Here is an 18222-nt window from a genome sequence, read left to right on the forward strand (position 1 = left end):
CGTCGAACCCCCATCCGCGTCAGCGGGTGGGGGTTCGCGTTTCCCGCGAAGTGCGCGGTTTTCTCCCGCGAAGTGCGCGGTCTTCTCCCGCGAAGTGCGCGGTTTTCTCCTCCGAGGTGTCCCGGGTGCACGTCAGGCCCGGGCCCGGCGGCGAGGGTACGACGGGTGGTCGGGCCCCCGCGAGTAGTGCCGCCGGCTCGGCTGGACCGGAGTACGTTCGGCGATCGCGGACGCGAGGTCAGCGAGCCAGACGGCCCGACGAGCGGGGGTGAAGTCCGACTTGCGCAGCACGATGACGAGCCACCCCGCAGCGGCCAGGGCGGCCCTCCGGGTCAGGTCGTGCTCGCGGTCCTCGTCCGAGGTGTGGTTCTCCTCCCCGTCGTACTCGATCGCGATCCGGAGGTGGGGGTAGGCGTTCTCCACCCGCGCGGCACCCCATCCCGGGACGATGAGGTCGACCTGCGCGTGCGGCATCGGCAGTCCGTGGTCGTGGATCATCAGGCGGGTCCACGATTCGGGCTGGGAGTCAGCGCAGTCGACCGTGAGCGGGATCAGCTCCCTGAGCTGGATCACGCCGCGCCGGCCGCGGAACCGCGGCAGCGCCGCGTAGAGGTCCGCGACCGACAGGCCGTGCTTGCGGCGGAACTCGTCGAGCGCCGCGATCGCGCGGTAGCGGCCGAAGAGGCAGGCGACGTCGCAGGCGGTGCGCACCGGTGAGGTGACCCGCACCCCCGACGGCAGCACCCAGACCTCGGCGGTGGACAGGTCACGTTTCCCGCCGCGGACTCCGCTTCGTCTCGAACGACCCTTGCCGCCGGTCGACACCGCGTCGAGCGCCGGGATCGCGTCGAGCTCGGCCAGGTCGAGGATGTCGATGCCGTGCAACCACGACGCCCCGCGATCGGCCACCACCACGTGCGGCGGGAGCACGAGGGCAGCCGCCCGGGCGCGGAGGTCCAGGGAGTCGCGCACCGCTGCGCCGACGTACACACCGTGCAGCACGACGCGGAGCAGCCCCGACGCGACCATCTTGTGGAGCCGGTTGCGCGTGATCCCGGCGTCGCGCGCCATCGCTGCGGTGAAAGGGAGGCCGTTGAAGAGGGAGAGGTCGATCATCGCCACAGGCTCGGGTCGACGAGCCCTCCTCGGGCAGGCCCCCGACCAGACGCTGTGCACCGCCGCCGCAATCCCCACCCCGGATCACGGCGCCCGGCTCCGTTCGGCACCCGTGGGGCTGATGGGACCGGTCTTCAGGCGCACCTCGATGGAGAAACCCACGCACTTCGGCGGAGAGGAGGGCGCACTTCGCGGGTCAGCGGTACGACGGAGCCAGGGTCTCCCAAGGAGCGGCGGACTCGAGCTGGGTGGCGAGGGCGAGCAGGGTGCCCTCGCTGCCGAGGTCGCCGATGACATGCGCACCGAGCGGCAGGCCGGCGGAGTCGAGGCCGGCGGGGAGGGACATCGCCGGCATCCCCGTCGCGTTGGCGACAGCCGTGAAGGAAGAGTAGTCGCCGCCGCGCTCCCACATGACGGACGGGTCCGTCGTGTCGAGGACGCCGAGCTCGGGGACGGGCAGCGGGAGGGTGGGGGTGAGCAGGAGGTCGAACTCGCGCAGCTGGGCGCCGAGCTGCCATCCGACCTGCTGCACCGCAGCGTTGGCGTCGTACACCTGGACCGGCGTCATCGTCGCGAGGTAGTGGTCGTGGATCATCCGGGTGAAGGGTTCCAGGTCGTCGTCGCGCAGCTCGCGACCGAGCTCCGCGAGCCGGTGCTGGACCTGCGCGAGCAGGGAAACCCCCATCAGGGTGGCGAATCCGCTCATCGCGAGGTCGGCGTCGTAGGCGAGCTCGGTCTCCTCGACGACATGGCCGAGCTCCTCGCAGAGCGCAGCAGTACGCCGCACCGCGGCCACCACCTCCGGCGACACGACTCCCCCGTCGGCGCGGCGGGTCACCAGCCCGATCCGCAACCGGAGCGGCGCCGTCGCGGCCTGCTCGACGAACGGCGAGGACGGCGTCGGGGCGGCGAAGGCGTCGCCGGGCATCGGGAAGGAGGAGAGGTCGAGCAGGAGCGCGCTGTCGCGCACGGACCTGGTCAGCACGTGGTTGGCGGAGAGCGGGGCGGCGAGCGTTCCCGCGACGGGGTACGTCGTCACCCGGCCCCGGCTCGGCTTCAAGCCGAACAGACCGCAGGCCGAGGCGGGGATCCGGATCGAGCCGCCACCGTCGTTGCCGTGGGCGACCGGCACCAGGCCGGCCGAGACGGCAGCAGCCGCGCCACCGGAGGAACCACCGGGCGAGTGCGCCGTCGACCACGGGTTGCGGGTCGGGCCGTGCAGCAGCGGCTCCGTGCTGGCGTTCTTGCCGAGCTCGGGGCTGTTCGTCATCCCGAGCACGACCATCCCAGCGGCGCGGTAGCGACGGACCAGCTCGCTGTCGACGGTCTGCACGTCCCCGTCCCACAGTCGGCTGCCGCGGGTCAGCGGCAGGCCCGCGACCTGCATGCCGAGATCCTTGACCAGGGTCGGCACCCCCTGGAGCGGGCCCGCGGGCAGGCCGGAGTCGACCTCGGCGAGCGCCCGCTCGAAGCGTTCGGCGACGACGGCGTTGAGTGTCGGTCCGTCCTTCTCGATCCGGCCGATGGCGTCCTCGACGACCTCGCGGGCCGACACCTCTCCCGAGCGGATGGCTGCAGCGGTCGCGATCGCGTCGTCGTACATCGGGGTCATTCCTCCGGGGTCGGGTCGGCCAGGGTCGGGTCGGCCAGGGTCGGGTCGGCCAGGGTCGGGTCGGGGTGGTGACAGGCCACGAACTGTCCGGGCCGCAGCTCGCGCAACCGGGGTTCCTCGGCGGCGCACCGGTCGGTGGCGAGCGGGCAGCGGGTGCGGAAGCGGCAGCCGGACGGCGGGTCGAGCGGTGAGGGCAGCTCGACGGCCTTGCTCCCGGGGGCCGCCTCGACGCCCGCAGGCGCACGATCCGCGTCGGCCTCGCTCGGCACGGAGGCCAACAGCAACCGGGTGTAGGGGTGCAGCGCGTTGCGCTCCAGCCCGTCGGAGGGCAGCACCTCGCAGGTCTTGCCGAGGTACATCACCAGGACGCGGTCACTGATGTTCTTCACGACCGCGACGTCGTGGGCGATGAAGACCATGCTCAGCCCGTACCGCTCGCGGGCCTGCTCGAGCAGGTTGAGGATCTGCGCCTGCACGGAGACGTCGAGGCTGGACACCGGTTCGTCGCAGATCAGCACCTCGGGGTCGAGGGCGAGGGCGCGGGCGATGCAGACCCGCTGGCACTGTCCTCCGGAGAGCTCGTGCGGGCGCTTCTCCCGCACCGACTCCGGGTCGAGGCCGACCGAGGTGAGCAGCTCGTCGACGAACGTGTCGCGTCGCCGCTCCGCCCATCCCCAGATCTCGAGGCCCTCGACGACGAGATCCTTGACCTTGCGGCGCGGGTTCAGCGCGGACACGGGGTCCTGCAGCACGAGCTGCATCCGGGCCCGCGCGCGCCGCATCTCGCGGGCCTTGAGGCCGGTGAGCTCGACCTCGCCCAGGTGGACCGAGCCCGACGTCGGCGGCGGCAGCTGCATGACGGCCCGCCCCGCACTGGACTTGCCGCAACCGGACTCGCCGAGGATGCCGAGGGTCTCCCCCGGCAACAGGTCGAGGTTCAGGCCCGACACGGCGTGGACCGTGCCGTGCGTGACGGGGAACTCGACGACCAGGTCGTCGACGACGAGCGAGCGCTCTCGGTCGGTGCGCAGGTGCGCGGTGCCGCTACCGGCCATGACGGTTCCCTTCCAGGGGTGCGGACAGGCCGACGGGGTGGTGACAGGCGACCTCGCGACCGGTCACCCCGGCAGACCCGGGTACGCCGACCAGCAACGGCAGCTCGTCCGTGCAGCCTGCCGCGGCCCGCCCGCAGCGCGGCGCGAACCGGCAGCCGAGCGGAGGACGCGCCATGTCGGGCGGGTTGCCCTCGATGGCGCGCAGCACCGTGTGCGGCGGGTGGGCGAGGTTCGGGATCGAGGCGAGCAACGCCTCCGTGTAGGGGTGCTCGGGTGCGGCGAACACCGGCCGGGTGGCTCCGGACTCGACCGTGCGGCCGGCGTACATGACCTGGACCCGGTCGGTGCGTCCGGCGACCGCGCCGAGGTCGTGGCTGACCAGCAGCATCGCCATGTCCCGCTCGGCGACGAGTGATCCGAGCAGGTCGAGGATCTGCTTCTGCACCGTCACGTCGAGCGCGGTGGTGGGCTCGTCCGCGATCAGCAGACGCGGGTCACAGGCCAGGGCTGTGGCGATCACGACCCGCTGGCGCATGCCGCCGGAGAGCTCGTGGGGGTACTGCCGCAGTCGCCGCGCCGGCTCGGGGATGCCGACCTGGCGGAGCAGGTCGACGGCGCGCTCGGTGGCCTCGGTGCGCGAGCAGTGCAGGTGGCGGCGCAGGGTCTCGGTCAGGTGGGTGCCGACGCGCTTCACCGGGTTGAGCGAGGTCATCGGGTCCTGGAAGACCATCGCGACCTCGGGACCCCACAGGCGGCGCCGCGCGGACGGCTTGAGGGCGTGCACGTCGTGCCCTCCGATCCGCACCGATCCGGTGACCGTGGTGGTCGGGCCGGACGAGATCAGGCCCATCACGGTGCGGCCGAGGACGGACTTGCCCGATCCGGACTCCCCCACCAGTCCGAGGGTCTCCCCGGCCGCGAGGCGGAACGAGACCCCGTCGACGGCACGGACGTCACCGCGCGCGGTGTGGAAGACGGTGCGGAGGTCGGTCACCTCGAGCAGGTCAGGAACAGATGGAGTGGTCACAGCTTCGCCGCCCTCGGGTCCCAGCGCTTCTGGGCCTTCTCGCCCAACAGGTTGAAGGAGAACACCGTCAGGAACAGGCAGATGCCGGGCACCACGACGATGTAGGGGTGGTCCTCCATGACGCCGCCCTGGCCCTCGGCGATCATGTTGCCCCACGTGGGTGCGGGCTGTTCGATGCCGATGCCGAGGAATGACAGCGACGCCTCGGCGACCACCAGCACCGAGATCATCACGACCGCGAGCGACAGCACCGGCAGCACCACGTTCGGCAGCACCTCGCGCAGCAGCAGCCGCACCCGGCCCGCGCCCAGCGCCCGTGCCGCGAGCACGAACTCACGCTCGGCGACCGTGATCGTGTTGGCGCGTGCCAGTCGGACCATGCTCGGGATCGTCAGCAGGGACAGCGCGAACGCGATGCTGCGGATGCTCGGGTCGAGCACGGTGCCGAGCGCGATGAGCAGGATCAGCGGGGGTACGGCGAGCAGCGCGTTCGACAAGATCCCGACGATCCGGTCGGTGGTGCCCCGCACGAAGCCGGACACCATGCCGACCAGCCCGCCGACCGTCGTACCGATCAACACGGCCATCAGCGCGACCAGGATCGAGGTCCGGGCACCGAAGACGGCGCGGGCGAGCACGTCGAGCCCGTAGTTGTTGGTGCCGAGCGGGTGCTCCGCGCCGATGCCGCCGGGAGCCGCGAAGATCGGCGAGGTCAGGCCTGCGACCGAGTCGTCGGCGTTGCCGAGCGGCAGCAGGGGCGCGAGTGCGGCGGCGCCCAGGATCAGCACCAGCCAGGTCATCCCGAGCCAGAACACCACGTCCACCGGCTTGCCCCGCACCCCGCGAGCCACCCGACCCAGGCCGGCGATCGCGGCCAGGATCCCGGCGACGAGCACCAGCATCCGTACGAGGGTGACGAGAACGGTGGTGCCGGCCGCCCAGCCGGCGACGGCCAGGCCGAGTGCCAGCAGCAGGGCGCCGGTCAGCAGGAGGACGGGCCGCGTGTCGCGACGCCGTACGGCGATGGGTTCAGGCGCGAGCACGGCGGGTCCTCGGGTCGAGCAGTCCGTAGGTTCGGTCGATGAGCGTGTTGCTGGCGACGTAGATGACGGCGATGACGAGCACGGCGCCCTGCACCACGGGGTAGTTGCCCTGGTTGGCCGCGTCGATGACGAGCTTGCCCATGCCGGGCAGTGCGAAGAGGTACTCCACGATCACGGTGCTGCCGACGAGCCGGCCAATGCTGAGCCCGAGGACCGTCACCAGCGAGAAGGAGGACGGGCGCAGGGCGTCGCTGACCATGATCCGCAGCGGCGACATACCGCGTGCCCGGGCCGCGAGGATGAAGTCCTCGTGCAGCGTGGTGACCAGGTCGTTGCGCAGGATCCGCGTGAACATCGCCGCCTCCATCAACGCGATCGTCAACGCCGGCAGGAAGGCGTGCGACAGGTTCGCGCCGAGGCCGTCCCCGGGTCGCACCCACTCGTTGCGCGGGAAGATCCCCAGCGAGTTCACCAGCACGGCGATGAGCACGAGACCGATGAGGAAGGACGGCATCGACAGCAGCCCGAACGTGATCGCGCTGATCGCCCGGTCGGCACGGCCGCCCTGGTGGTACGCCGACCACATGGCCAGCGGGAGGGCCAGGGCCAGCGCCATGACCAGGCCCAGCACGGCGAGCTCGAGGCTGACCGGCAGGGCGGAGGCGATGCGGTCCGCGACGGCGGTCTGCGGCGGCACCAGCGACGTCCCGAGGTCGCCGTGCAGCACGCCACCGAGCCAGTCGCCGTACCTGCTCAACAGGGGGTCGTTGAGTCCGAGCTGCTCGCGCAGTGCGTCGTACTCGGCGGGCGTACGGCCCTCGCCGAGGACGGCCACGGCGGGGTCACCGGGGACCAGCGACAGCAGCAGGAACACCCCGAGGCTGACCAGGAACAGGACCGCGACCAGCTCCAGGACGGGAAGGAGGAATCGGCGGGCCACGGAAGAAATCTCGCAGCGGATCACGGTGTCGGGTGTGACGTGTCCCACTCACCGGAAGGCGCCGCGCCCGAGGCGGCGTAGCCCTCCGGCTTGCCCCAGCTGGCGCTGCGCGTGGTGCCGCGATCGACGAGCACGCAGCGCGTTCCGGTGTAGTTGGTGGGCATGCACTTGTTGCAGTGGTTGCACAGCGAACGCCGTCCGGCGTCGGCCTGCATCTGGTTGACCAGGTCGGGTTCGCGGAGCAGCGCACGCGCCATGGCGACGAAACCGAAGCCCTCGGCCATCGCGGTGTCCATCACCTCACGGGTGGTCACGCCACCGAGCAGGATCATCGGCAGCTCGACCGCCGCACGGATCTGCTTGGCGTCCTCGAGCAGGTAGCCGTCGGTGTAGGGATACGCCTTCAGCAGGCGGTGACCGATCAGCTTCACGCCCGCCTTGATCGGCTGCGGCATGACGCCGGCGAACTCGTGCAGCGGCACGTCGCCCTTGAAGAGGTACATCGGGTTCAGCAGCGAGCTGCCCGCCGTCATCTCCAGTGCGTCGAGGGTTCCGTCGGCCTCGAGCCACTGCGCGACGGGGATGGCCTCGTCGAGCCAGAAGCCGCCCGGGGCGCCGTCGTCCATGTTCATCTTCGCCACGATCGCGATCCGGTCGCCGACGGCGTCACGGACGGCCTGCATGATCTCCCGGGCCAGCCGGGCCCGCTTGCGCAGGCCGCCGCCGTACTCGTCGTCGCGATGGTTCAGCTTGGGGCTGAGGAAGGAGCTCGCCAGGTAGTTGTGGCCGAGGTGGACCTCGACGGCGTCGAAGCCCGCCTCGACCGCGCGCGCCGCGGCCCGGCCGTGCGCGGCCACGATCCGCTGCAGGTCCGCGACCGTCGCCTCCTGCGACTTGTTCATCGCGATGGCGTTGAGCCGGGCACTCGGCGCGAGGGCCGGCGAGCGGTTGCCCCGCGCCTCGGCGACCGGGCCGCCGTGACCGATCTGCGCCGAGACCGCCGCACCTTCGGCGTGGACGGCATCGGTGAGGGCGCGCAGTCCGGGCATCGCCTCGTCGGTCCAGAGGATCTGGTGCCGGTCCGTGCGCCCGTCCTTGTCGACGGCGAGGTAGGCGACGGTGGTCATCGCGACCCCGCCCTTCGCATAGGCGACGTGGAAGTCGATCAGGTCCTGGGTGACCCGCCCGCGATGGCTCAGGCCTTCGTACGTCGCCGCCTTGATCGTGCGGTTGCGGAGCGTCACCGGGCCGAGCCGGCCCGGGCTGAAGACGTCGGGAGTCGAGGCGCTCACAGGGACACCGCCGGTCGGACGACCTTGCCGGTGGCGTTGCGGGGCAGCGGCTCGGAGGCGACCCGCCAGTGCGTGGGCACCTTGTAGTGGGCGAGCCCCGCGGCGGCGTACTCCCTGAGCTCGGCGACCAGCTGGTCCGGGTCCACGCCGGCCTCGACGGGGACGACGACGACACCGACCTCCTGGCCGAGGTCGTCGTGCGGCGAGGCCAACACCACGCACTCACGGACCGCGGGGTGCTCGATGAGCAGGCCCTCGACCTCGGCGGGGTAGACGTTCTCGCCGCCGCGGATTATGAGGTCCGAACGGCGTGCGGACAGGCGGATCCGGCCCTTGTCGTCGAAGGTCCCGATGTCGCCGGTGTGCAGCCAACGGGCGTCGTCGAGCGCAGCGGCGGTGGCGTCCGGGTTCTCCCAGTAGCCGAGCATGTTGTAGGCGCTGCGCACGCAGATCTCGCCCTCCTCCCCTGCGGGGAGCACGTTGCCGAGAGCATCACGCACCTCCATCTCGACACCGATGATCGGCGTGCCGAGGGTCCCGGGCGCCTCGGCCAGGTCCAGCGGCGTCGCGAGTGCGACCGCCGTGCAGGACTCGGTCAGGCCGTAGCTGTCGACGAGCGCGCCGGCGAAGGGGAGGTGGGTGCGCAGGCGCTCCTTGAACGCCGTCGACGACGGTGCCGAGGCGAGCGAGAAGGCGTAGAGCGAGGAGGTGTCGTAGTCGCGGACCCGGTCGAAGTCGAGCAGCCGATTGGCCATCGTCGGGACCGCGCCCCAGTGCGTGACGCGTGCGTCCTGGACGAGCTGGAGGACGCGCGCGGGATCGAAGGCGCCGACGTGCATCGCGGCGGTGCTGCCGATCGCGAGGCGGGGTACGACGAGGTTGTGCAGGCTGCCGACGTGGAACAGGGGCATCGCCAGCAGGTAGACCTTGTCCTGCGGGGCGACCGGGTCGCCGTACTGCGCCGCCATCGCGTCCATGCTGCGGTGGAAGCCGAGCACCGAGCAGAGGTTGCGGTGGGTGTGGACAGCACCCTTCGGCCGACCCGACGTGCCGGAGGTGAAGAGGATGACCGCGGGGTCGTCCTCCCCGACCTCGGCGTGCGGCAGGGGCGCGTCGGGGTGGGCCGTCGCGAGCCGTTCGTGGTCGGTGTCGATGCCGATGACGTCCGCGACGGTGGCAGGCAGCAGCGCGCGACGTCGCTCATCGACCACCACGACGGCCGGGCGCACCAGCTCGAGTGCGTTCTCCAGCTCGCGCCCAGACCACCAGGCGTTGCACCCGACCGCGATCGCACCGATCGACACCGTCGCCCAGAAGGTCTCGACCCACGCCTGCGAGTTGGCGGCGGCGATCGCCACCCGGTCACCCGGGCGGACGTCGTACTCGGTGCGCAGGGCGTGGGCGAGCGAGGAGACCCGGCGTGCGTGCTCGGCGAAGGTGAGCGTCGAGTCGAGCGTGACGAGGTAGGGCCGGTCGCCGTGGGCGACCGAGGCGGCGAGCACCTCGTGCAGTGCGCGGAAGCGATCCGCGAACACCTGCACCGGCGCCCCGAGGACGTCCTCCACCACCAGCTCGTTGTTGACCGTCGTACCTGCCGTCGCGCTCATGTCGCGAGTATTCGTCGGGCCGGCCTCCTCGGGCGCGCGCGGCTCCCGGTCACCGGGACCGTGGGCCGGAACCCGCCGGACGACGGGCGAAGGTGACGCCATGAGTGCACTGCAGGACAAGGTCGCGATCGTCACCGGCGCCGGACAGGGGGTCGGCCAGGGCATCGCGCTGGCCCTCGCGTCCGAGGGTGTCTCGGTCGCCGTCGTGGGCCGGACCGTCGCCAAGCTGGAGTCGACGTGCGAGCTGCTGCGCGAACGCGGCGTGCGCGCCGAGGCGTACTCCGTCGACCTCCTCGACACCGACGCCATCGCGCCCCTGGTGGAACAGGTGGTCAGCGACTTCGGACGGCTCGACGTGCTGGTCAACAACGCCTACGACGGCGTGATGATGCCGCTGCTCGACATGAGCCTGAAGAATTTCACCAAGGGCTTCGTCTCCGGTCCCTTCGCCGCGTTCGCCTTCATGCAGGCCGCCCACCCCCACCTCGTCGCCGCCGGTGGCGGTTCGATCGTCAACCTCGTGACGTCGGCGATGGTGCGCTGGGACCCCACGAACTACGGCGGGTACGCCGCCGCCAAGACCGCGCTCCGCTCGCTGACCCGCACCGCCGCCGTCGAATGGGCACCTGACGGGATCCGAGTGAACTCGATCGCACCCCACGCCCTGTCCCCCGGCCTGAAGTGGTGGACCGAGACGCACCCGGAGGAGGCGGCAGAGTTCGTCGCCGCGATCCCGATGAAGCGGATCGGTGACCCCGAGGCGGACATCGGTCGTGCCGTCGTCGCGCTGGTCGGTCCGGACCTGGCGTACCTGACCGGGGCGACGATTCCGCTTGATGGGGGGCAGGCTCACTTCTGAGGGGGGTGCCGGTGGGCGGGCAGGCCGGCGGCAGTTTCACCGCTTAGGCGGTGAAACTGCCGAACTGGGCACACAGAACTGCCTCTGGGCACACGGAGTTTCATGCGCCCAGAGGCAGTTTCACCGCTTAGGCGGTGAAACTGCCACAGGTCACCACTTCAGCCCCACCATCGACAAACACGACCTGGCCGGCCATGTGACTGTTCTCGGGCGCGAGGAGCCACAACAGCGCGTGCCCGATCACCTCAGGCGGGGCGTAGCCGTTGAGCGGCATCGGGACGGCGGCGTCCATGACCGATTTCCACTGCGGGTTGGAGACGAGCTCCGCCGTCATCGGGGTGAGTACGACGCCGGGCGCGATCGCGTTGACCGCGATGCCTGCTCCGGCGAACTCTGGGGAGACCGCCGCCCGGCGCAGCCAGCGGTTCAGCGCGGTCTTCGTGGAGGCGTAGATCTCGTGCGGGCGACCCTCTGCGACGGCGGCCTCGGCGAGGAGGAGGGCGTCGGGCTCGGTGCCGGCCAGGCAGGCCTCGACGAGCGCAGCGTCGCTGGGCTGGGTGGAGGAGATCGAGCTGACCAGGGCGACCCGCGGGGCGGTGGAACGGGCCAGGTGGGGCTGGAGGCCGGCGACGAGGTCGACGGTGCCGAAGTAGTTGACGCTGACCTGGGGCGCACCGGCGCGGCTCAGGCCGGCGCAGGTGACCAGGCCGTCGAGCGGCTCCTCACCCAGGAGCGCGGCGATGCCCTCCACGGCAGCGGCGCGACCGGCGGGGGTCGACAGGTCGGCGCACACCTCGACGTCGGACAGGTCCACGCCGATCACCCGGTCGCCACGCTCGCGGAGCAGCGCGGCGGTGGCCGAGCCGATGCCCGAGGCCTCGCCGGTGACGACGACGGTGCGGCTCATGCGCGGTCCCCCTGGTCGTAGCGCGGTCCGAGGAGCAGGAGGGCCGCGAGCCGCACGTCCTCGTCGGCCTGTTCCATGGTGATCACGCCGTTGAGCACGGACACCAGTACGCCGTACCAGGTCTGCTCGACGATCCGGACCATCCGGAAGTCCTGGTCCTCGGCAGCGCCGACGCCGACACCGAGGGCGTCGAGCAGCACCCGGTGGAAGGCGGCATTGGCCTCGGTGTACTCACGGCCGCCCTTCAGCTGGGCAGCGTTGTTGGCCTGCAGCATCGCGGTGGCCAGCTGGGGACGCACGAGCATCCGGTGGCCGGCGGCGATGAGGATGTCGGCGACCGCGTCGGCATGAGTACCGGTCGACACCACGGCGGGCGTCTCGCCGAGCCGCTGGATCTGGCTGTGCAGGACGCCGACGAAGAGGTCCGTCTTGGACGGGAAGTAGCGGTAGAGGGTGGCGATCGCGACGCCGGCCTCCTTGGCCACGTCGTTCATCTGCATCCGCTCGAGCCCGTGCTCGGCGCCGAGCTTGCTGGCGGCCTTGAGGATCCGCTGGTAGCGGTCCTTCTGATCGGCCGACGTGGGCTCGGCGGGCTGCCTGGCCTCGGCGATTCTCGGCACGCGTGCTCCTGGTGTGGTCGTGGGCCCGAGTGCCGGACCGGTGACCATCCTGTGCCGGGTGCACCTCGAGGTCCCTGCAGGCTACCGCTCAGTGGGACCTGTCCGGCCGTGACCGCGCCTGCCGTCACAGACTCGGAACCATGACGCGCAACGACGACATCCGGCACATCGAGGTGGACGCAGGCCCGCGACGGTTCGCCCGCGGCTGGCACTGCCTCGGCCTCGCCAGCGATCTCGCCGACGGCACCCCGCACCAGGTCAACGCGTTCGGGCAGAAGCTCGTCGTGTTCGCCGGCGAGGACGGCACCATCAGCGTGCTCGACGCCTACTGCCGCCACATGGGTGGCGATCTCTCCCAGGGTCAGGTCAAGGGCAACGAGATCGCCTGCCCCTTCCACGACTGGCGGTGGGGAGGCGACGGCCGCTGCAAGCAGATCCCCTATGCACGGCGGGTTCCGCTGCGCGCGCGTACGGCGTCGTGGCCGACGCTGGTGCAGGACGGCATGCTCTTCGTCTGGAACGACCCCGAGGGCAACCCGCCTCCGGCCGACGTCACGATCCCCCGCATCCCGCAGGTCGAGGACGACCGCTGGACCGACTGGATCTGGTACGAGACGGTCATCGAGGGCGCCAACTGCCGCGAGATCGTCGACAACGTCGTGGACATGGCGCACTTCTTCTACATCCACTACTCGTTCCCGACGTACTTCAAGAACGTCTTCGAGGGCACCACCGCCCACCAGTACATGAACGGCGACGGCCGCGACGACGTACGTCCCCCGACGCCGTCGAAGAACAACCCGACGGTCCTCGGCACCACCAGCGTCGCGGCGTACCACGGCCCGAGCTTCATGATCGACGAGGTGACCTACCACTACGAGGACCTCGACGTGGACACGATCCTGATCAACTGCCACTACCCGATCGACGAGAACTCCTTCGTTCTGCAGTACGGGATCATCGTGGAGAAGAAGGACGGCATCTCCGACGAGGACGCCGAGCTGATGGCCGCGAAGACCGGCAAGTTCATCAAGTACGGCTTCGAGCAGGACGTCGCGATCTGGAAGAGCAAGGCCCGCATCGACAACCCCCTTCTGTGCGAGGAGGACGGCCCCGTCTACCAGCTGCGCCGGTGGTACCAGCAGTTCTACGTCGACGCGGCCGAGGTGACGCCCGAGATGACCGACCGCTTCGAGTTCGAGATCGACACCACCCGGCCCAACGAGGCCTGGCGCGCAGAGGTCGAGAAGAACCTGGCGGCCCGGCAGTCGTGAGCCGGCCCGACGTGCGTCTCGAGACCGCGCCGATGCAGCCCGTCGAGTGCGGGGCGTGCGGGGCGCAGGTGGAGGCGCGCAAGAGCAGCTGGGACCAGTCGACCGTGCAGTGGACGGCCGCGGCGCTGGAGCGGTGCGAGGAACGCCGGACCCCGATCGAACCGTCGGAGCGCCGCAACCGCCCCAACCGCACTGCGTTCGCCGGTTGCTCCGCCCTGCGCGCCTCGGTCCGGGAAGCCGCAGTACGAGGCACCCTCACCGTGACCGACGACGAACCCCTCAAGACGAACCCGGAGGCACACTGACGTGAACGACCTGACCCCCTACGGCCCGTGGGCCGTCATCGCCGGCGGTTCCGAGGGCGTCGGCGCCGAGTTCGCCCGTGAGCTGGCCGGCGCCGGGATCAACCTGGTCCTGGTGGCCCGCAAGCCCGGACCGCTCGAGGAGACCGCGGCGACCGTCCGCGCGCTCGGTGTCGAGGTGCGGACCGTGGCAGCCGATCTCACCGACCCGGCCGCGATCGCGTCGATCACCACCGCCACCGCCGATGTCGAGGTCGGGCTGCTGGTCTACAACGCCGGCGCCAACAGCTACGGCCGCCGGTTCACCGACGGCGAGCTGCCCGGCTTCCAGAGCGTCATCGACCTCAACATCACCGCCATGCTGGGGTTGACCCACCACTACGCGGGACCGATGAAGGCGCGAGGCCGCGGCGGGATCCTGCTGGTCGGCTCGCTCGCCGGCTACGTCGGCACCTCGACCGAGGGCATCTACGGCGGCGTGAAGGCCTTCGGCCGGATCTTCGCCGAGGGCCTGTGGGCGGAGCTGCGGGAGTACGACGTGCACGTCCTCGAGCTCGTGCTCGGCGTGACTCGCACCCCCGCGATGGAGCGGGCCGGCCTCAACTTCGACGTCCCCGGCATGCACGTCTCCGAGCCCGCCGACGTCGCCCGCGAGGGCCTGGCCGCACTTCCTGACGGACCGGTGCACGTGATCAGTGGCAACGAGCGGCTGATCGAGATGCGCTGCAGCACGGACCGGGCCCGCCTGGTCGCCGGCACCGAGAAGGTCATGCGCGCGCTGGTGCCGCACGCCTGAGCGATCCGCCCGATGGTCGAGGTGTGACGAGCACCCGCCACCGCCCCTCAGTCGACCCTCAGTCGACGACGTGCAGCCGCCGGTTCCGGACGTCGGCCTCGGGGAACAGGTCCTCGGAGATGCGCCGGGTCGCGTCGACCACCAGCGGGGCGACCCGCTCGAGCGCCGTACCTGCCGCGGCCACGATGGAGATCGCACCCACGGGACCGCGCGGTCCACGGACGGCAGCCGCCACGCAGGCGATCTCGGGGAAGCACTCGCCGCGTTCGAGGGCCAGGCCGCTGCGCATCCGGATCCGGGCGAGCTCGCCGTGCAGGACGTCGAGCTCGGAGATGGTCGCGGGCGTGCGCGACGGCAGCTGGTCGCCGACCAGCTCGTCGACGTGCTCGGGCTCGAGCCAGGCGAGCAGGGCCTTGCCGAGCCCGGTGCAGTGGGCCGGCGCCGAGCCCCCGACCCGGGAGGGCACGGAGGTGGCGAACCGGCCACCGAGCTTGTCGAGGTAGCGGACCCGGCTGCCGTCGAGGACGCCGAGGTGCACCACGGCGCCGGTGCGGAGCAGCAGGTCGTGGAGGTAGGGGGACGCCGCGGAGCGCAGGTCCGCGTGGTCGTCGGCCCCGCCGCCGAGGTCGAGCGAGCGACGGCCCAGGCCGTAGCCGCTCACGGAGTGGTCCAGCCAGGTCAGCCGGACCAGCTGGTCCAGGATCCGGTGCGCGGTGGAGCGCGGCAGCTGCGTGGTCCGGGCGATCTCCTCGAGCGTCAGCCACGTCTCGCGGCTGGCGAAGAGATCGAGGATGAGCGTCATCCGCTCGACCATCGAAGGCGGCAGGTTGCGCTGGGACTCGCCCTGCGCACCATCTGCTGCAACGCCTGTCGCGACGTCTGCCTGCTCCATCGTGAGCGCCGACATGGTTCCTCCCTCGGACCCAGAACTGAAATGAATTCTGGTGACGACCGTAACACCGGGATCGACGCCCGGGAAGACCATTTCTGAAATTCATTCTACTTCCGCTGATCGGGACCGAACCCTCCCCCGACCACCTCGCGACCGCTTGGATGGGACCCCGGCACGCCACCTCGAGGAGCACCCCTTGCGCATCGGCATCACCAGCCCGATCGTCACCGCCCTGCCCGGCCACTTCGGCGCATGGGAGCGGTCCGCAGGCATCGAGGACCTGGTCCGGATCGCCGAGACGGCGGACCGGCTCGGCTTCGACCACCTCACCTGCTCCGAGCACGTCGCCGTACCCGTCGAGATCGCCGAGCAGCGCGGCGGGACGTACTGGGACCCGCTCGCCACCCTCAGCTACCTCGCCGCCCGCACCACCCGGATCCGCCTGGTCACCCAGGTCCTCGTGCTCGGCTACCACCACCCCCTGGAGATCGCGAAGCGCTTCGGGACACTCGACCTGATCAGTGGCGGTCGCCTGGTTCTCGGCCTCGGCGTCGGCTCGATCGAGGAGGAGTTCGACCTCCTCGGCGCGCAGTACGCCGGTCGGGGCGCCGTCGCCGACGACGCCCTCGCAGCGCTCCGCGCGAGCCTCGGCGAGCGGCTGCCGTCGTACGACGGCCCGCACTTCTCGTTCGAGGGCCTGGTCGTCGAACCCCATGCCGTCCAGGACCGGGTGCCGTTCTGGATCGGCGGCTACACGCCCCGCAGCCTGCGTCGGGCTCGCGAGCACGGTGACGGGTGGGTGCCGTTCGGGCTCCCCCACGACCGGCTCCGGGCGATGCTCGACGAGGCGCCGCTGCCCGAGGGCTTCGAGGTCATCCTCGGCGCCGGGCGGCCGGTCGACCCCCTCGGCGATCCCGACCGGACCCGTCGCGCCGTCGCCCGCACCCGCGCGGCCGGCGCGAGTGTCGTCAACGTGCACGTGCATGCCGAGTCGGCCACCCACTACGTCGAGCAGCTCGAGGCCCTGGCTGCCCTGGAGGAGGAACGATGAGCGACACCGCGAACCGGATCGCAGCACTGGAGGCCCGACTCGCGCGCCTCGAGGACGAGCACGCCATCGCCCAGCTGGTCGCGTCCTACGGCCCCCTCGTCGATGCGGGCGAGGCCGACCGGGTCGCGGACCTCTGGACCGAGGACGGCGTGTACGACGTGGAGGAGTTCCACATGGCCAGCCGCGCCGACGTCGCGGCGATGGTCCGCTCCGACGCGCACCAGGGCCTGATCGGCACCGGTTGCAGTCACTTCCTCGGCCCGGCCCACGTCACCGTCGACGGCGATCGCGCCGTCGCCGTGTGCGAGTCCGTGCTGCTCGTGCGTCACAACGGCCGGGTCCTACCGGCCCGGATCGGCGCCAACCACTTCGAGCTCGTCCGCACCCCCGACGGCTGGCGCACCACCCGTCGTACGACCCGCGGCCTCGACGGCAGCCCCGAGACGCACGCCCTGCTCGCCCGGCTCGGCAGCGCATGAGCACCGGCCGGCTCGCCGGGCGCGTGGCCGTCGTCACCGGCGGCGCTGACGGCATCGGAGCCGGGGTGGCACGTGCCTTCGCCGCCGAGGGAGCCACGGTCCTCGTCGCGGACGTCGACGTCGAGCAGGGGCGAGCGGTGGCCGAGGAGATCGGCGGCAGCTTCCTGTCCGTCGACGTCACCGACCGCACCCAGGTCGAGACGATGGTGCGTACTGCTGTCGAGGACCTCGGCGGCATCGACGTCCTCGTCAACAACGCGTGGGGCTCCGGCAACGTCGGCCGGGTCGAGAACAAGACCGACGCGATGATCGAGCGCGGCCTGGCGATGGGCTTCTACGGCCCGTTCTGGGCGATGCGCGCGGCCTTCCCGCACATGTCGGCCGCCGGCTGGGGCCGCGTGATCAACATGTGCAGCCTCAACGGGGTCAACGCCCACGTCGGGACACTGGAGTACAACGCCGCCAAGGAGGCGCTGCGCACGATGACGCGCACGGCGGCCCGCGAATGGGCGCCGACCGGCGTGGTCGTCAACGCCATCTGTCCCGGTGCGCGCAGCGCAGCCTTCCGCCGGATCACCGCCACCCACCCGGAGATCGCGGCGACCGCCGACGCCGCCAACCCGATGGGACGGCTCGGCGACCCGCTGACCGACATCGCCCCCGTCGCGGTCTTCCTCGCCTCCGAGGACTGTCGGTACCTGACCGGTAACACGTTGTACGCCGACGGAGGCGCCCACATCAACGGGGTGGCCTGGGCTCCGGAGCTCCCGGACTGACCACCCCCGTCAGAAGCGCGAGCGCACCTCAGGTCCGTGCACCTTGATCCCGCCCGGCTCGTCGAGGTTCCAGGTGAGCTCGAAGGTGCGTCGGTAGCCGGTGTGCTGGATGCGCCACTCGTCGTCGGTGCGCACGTAGCGGTCGGAGTAGATGGCCCCACCCTCGAGGGCGAACCGGAAGGCGTCGACGATCACCTTGTCATGGAGGTACCAGGTCGCCGTGGCGCGGTCGGGATCGTCGAGGTCGACGTCGATCTCCGGGTGGTGTGCCTGGTGCATCGTCAGCACGCCCTCGCCCATGTTGGCGCGCATGTAGTCGACCAGGGCGACGGGCTCCTCGAAGGCCAGGCCGTTGTAGTCGGCCGTCGCGTCCGGCGCGAAGCAGGAGGCGAAGTCCTCCCACTGCTTGGTGTCCAGGCAGCGGAGGTAGCGGTACTTGAGTCGGGTGATGGCCGCGATGTCGTCGTACGTCATGGCCGCGAGGCTAGGTCGGCGCAGCCCTGCGTCGCGGAGGTCGTGCCGCTGTCCGGGACTGCGGCATCAACTCAGGTCATCGACCATCCAGAAGGCGAGC

19 protein-coding genes are annotated in these 18222 nt (G+C 71.2%); 7 read left to right on the plus strand and 12 right to left on the minus strand.

The annotated features are described in order from the left end of the window. Window positions 1-132 precede the first annotated feature (132 nt). The 8 genes from ASE01_RS00235 to ASE01_RS00270 all read right to left on the minus strand — a co-directional run bounded on the left by ASE01_RS00235 (window position 133) and on the right by ASE01_RS00270 (window position 9692). A complete protein-coding gene (locus tag ASE01_RS00235; protein WP_157537008.1) occupies window positions 133-1116 on the minus strand; it encodes a type IV toxin-antitoxin system AbiEi family antitoxin domain-containing protein in 984 nt (327 codons plus the stop codon). A gap of 196 nt (window positions 1117-1312) precedes the next feature. Beyond that, window positions 1313-2719 (minus strand): amidase, encoded by a 1407-nt coding sequence (locus tag ASE01_RS00240; protein WP_200958702.1) that lies wholly within the window; start codon window positions 2717-2719, stop codon window positions 1313-1315. A gap of 5 nt (window positions 2720-2724) precedes the next feature. After that, the gene (locus tag ASE01_RS00245) at window positions 2725-3783 is read right to left on the minus strand and encodes an ABC transporter ATP-binding protein (protein WP_056747617.1); all 1059 of its coding nucleotides are present in this window, start codon (window positions 3781-3783) and stop codon (window positions 2725-2727) included. After that, entirely contained in the window at window positions 3773-4810 is a 1038-nt protein-coding gene (locus tag ASE01_RS00250; RefSeq protein WP_056747618.1) for an ABC transporter ATP-binding protein, read from the minus strand. Before ASE01_RS00250 ends, ASE01_RS00245 begins: the two co-directional genes overlap by 11 nt. After that, on the minus strand, window positions 4807-5853 hold the full coding sequence (locus ASE01_RS00255; protein WP_082605673.1) for an ABC transporter permease: 1047 nt from the start codon (window positions 5851-5853) through the stop codon (window positions 4807-4809). The genes ASE01_RS00250 and ASE01_RS00255 overlap by 4 nt, the downstream gene beginning before the upstream one ends. Continuing rightward, window positions 5840-6793: an ABC transporter permease gene (locus tag ASE01_RS00260; RefSeq protein WP_157537009.1), complete on the minus strand. Its 954-nt coding sequence runs from the start codon at window positions 6791-6793 to the stop codon at window positions 5840-5842. The genes ASE01_RS00255 and ASE01_RS00260 overlap by 14 nt, the downstream gene beginning before the upstream one ends. Before the next feature lie 20 nt (window positions 6794-6813). Then, window positions 6814-8085 (minus strand): NADH:flavin oxidoreductase, encoded by a 1272-nt coding sequence (locus tag ASE01_RS00265; protein WP_056747619.1) that lies wholly within the window; start codon window positions 8083-8085, stop codon window positions 6814-6816. Then, window positions 8082-9692: a class I adenylate-forming enzyme family protein gene (locus ASE01_RS00270; protein WP_056747620.1), complete on the minus strand. Its 1611-nt coding sequence runs from the start codon at window positions 9690-9692 to the stop codon at window positions 8082-8084. The genes ASE01_RS00265 and ASE01_RS00270 overlap by 4 nt, the downstream gene beginning before the upstream one ends. Before the next feature lie 100 nt (window positions 9693-9792). On the opposite strand from ASE01_RS00270, the gene ASE01_RS00275 reads away from it, so the two are divergent. Then, the gene (locus ASE01_RS00275; RefSeq protein WP_056747621.1) at window positions 9793-10551 is read left to right on the plus strand and encodes an SDR family NAD(P)-dependent oxidoreductase; all 759 of its coding nucleotides are present in this window, start codon (window positions 9793-9795) and stop codon (window positions 10549-10551) included. Window positions 10552-10678: 127 nt separating this feature from the next. Here the strand turns inward: ASE01_RS00275 and ASE01_RS00280 are convergent, their stop codons facing one another. Together ASE01_RS00280 and ASE01_RS00285 are read right to left on the minus strand one after the other, a co-directional pair. Further along, window positions 10679-11458, minus strand: a complete 780-nt coding sequence (locus ASE01_RS00280) for an SDR family oxidoreductase (RefSeq protein WP_056747632.1) — start codon at window positions 11456-11458, stop codon at window positions 10679-10681. Next, complete coding sequence (locus ASE01_RS00285) at window positions 11455-12078, minus strand: TetR family transcriptional regulator (RefSeq protein WP_056747634.1); 624 nt, start codon at window positions 12076-12078, stop codon at window positions 11455-11457. Before ASE01_RS00285 ends, ASE01_RS00280 begins: the two co-directional genes overlap by 4 nt. Before the next feature lie 140 nt (window positions 12079-12218). On the opposite strand from ASE01_RS00285, the gene ASE01_RS00290 reads away from it, so the two are divergent. The 3 genes from ASE01_RS00290 to ASE01_RS00300 are packed head-to-tail and all read left to right on the plus strand — an operon-like array spanning window position 12219 to window position 14450. Then, window positions 12219-13352 carry a Rieske 2Fe-2S domain-containing protein gene (locus ASE01_RS00290; protein WP_056747636.1) on the plus strand — a complete coding sequence of 378 codons (1134 nt, stop codon included), beginning with the start codon at window positions 12219-12221 and terminating at the stop codon, window positions 13350-13352. Window positions 13353-13363: 11 nt separating this feature from the next. After that, on the plus strand, window positions 13364-13657 hold the full coding sequence (locus ASE01_RS00295) for a hypothetical protein (protein WP_200958704.1): 294 nt from the start codon (window positions 13364-13366) through the stop codon (window positions 13655-13657). A gap of 1 nt (window position 13658) precedes the next feature. Continuing rightward, window positions 13659-14450: an SDR family NAD(P)-dependent oxidoreductase gene (locus ASE01_RS00300; RefSeq protein WP_056747638.1), complete on the plus strand. Its 792-nt coding sequence runs from the start codon at window positions 13659-13661 to the stop codon at window positions 14448-14450. 58 nt (window positions 14451-14508) lie between these two features. Here the strand turns inward: ASE01_RS00300 and ASE01_RS00305 are convergent, their stop codons facing one another. Continuing rightward, window positions 14509-15357 carry an IclR family transcriptional regulator gene (locus ASE01_RS00305; RefSeq protein ID WP_082605674.1) on the minus strand — a complete coding sequence of 283 codons (849 nt, stop codon included), beginning with the start codon at window positions 15355-15357 and terminating at the stop codon, window positions 14509-14511. A 181-nt stretch (window positions 15358-15538) separates the two neighbouring features. Here ASE01_RS00305 and ASE01_RS00310 point away from each other — a divergent pair, with 181 nt between their 5' ends. From ASE01_RS00310 to ASE01_RS00320, 3 genes are read left to right on the plus strand one after another with little or no spacing between them, the layout of a single operon-like run. Beyond that, window positions 15539-16393: a TIGR03619 family F420-dependent LLM class oxidoreductase gene (locus ASE01_RS00310; protein ID WP_056747640.1), complete on the plus strand. Its 855-nt coding sequence runs from the start codon at window positions 15539-15541 to the stop codon at window positions 16391-16393. Then, window positions 16390-16872: a nuclear transport factor 2 family protein gene (locus tag ASE01_RS00315; RefSeq protein WP_056747642.1), complete on the plus strand. Its 483-nt coding sequence runs from the start codon at window positions 16390-16392 to the stop codon at window positions 16870-16872. The genes ASE01_RS00310 and ASE01_RS00315 overlap by 4 nt, the downstream gene beginning before the upstream one ends. Beyond that, entirely contained in the window at window positions 16869-17648 is a 780-nt protein-coding gene (locus tag ASE01_RS00320) for an SDR family NAD(P)-dependent oxidoreductase (RefSeq protein ID WP_056747644.1), read from the plus strand. Before ASE01_RS00315 ends, ASE01_RS00320 begins: the two co-directional genes overlap by 4 nt. Before the next feature lie 9 nt (window positions 17649-17657). Here the strand turns inward: ASE01_RS00320 and ASE01_RS00325 are convergent, their stop codons facing one another. After that, the gene (locus ASE01_RS00325) at window positions 17658-18122 is read right to left on the minus strand and encodes a nuclear transport factor 2 family protein (RefSeq protein WP_056747646.1); all 465 of its coding nucleotides are present in this window, start codon (window positions 18120-18122) and stop codon (window positions 17658-17660) included. Window positions 18123-18222: the final 100 nt, after the last annotated feature.

This window comes from Nocardioides sp. Root190 (assembly GCF_001428565.1).
GTDB lineage: Bacteria > Actinomycetota > Actinomycetes > Propionibacteriales > Nocardioidaceae > Nocardioides.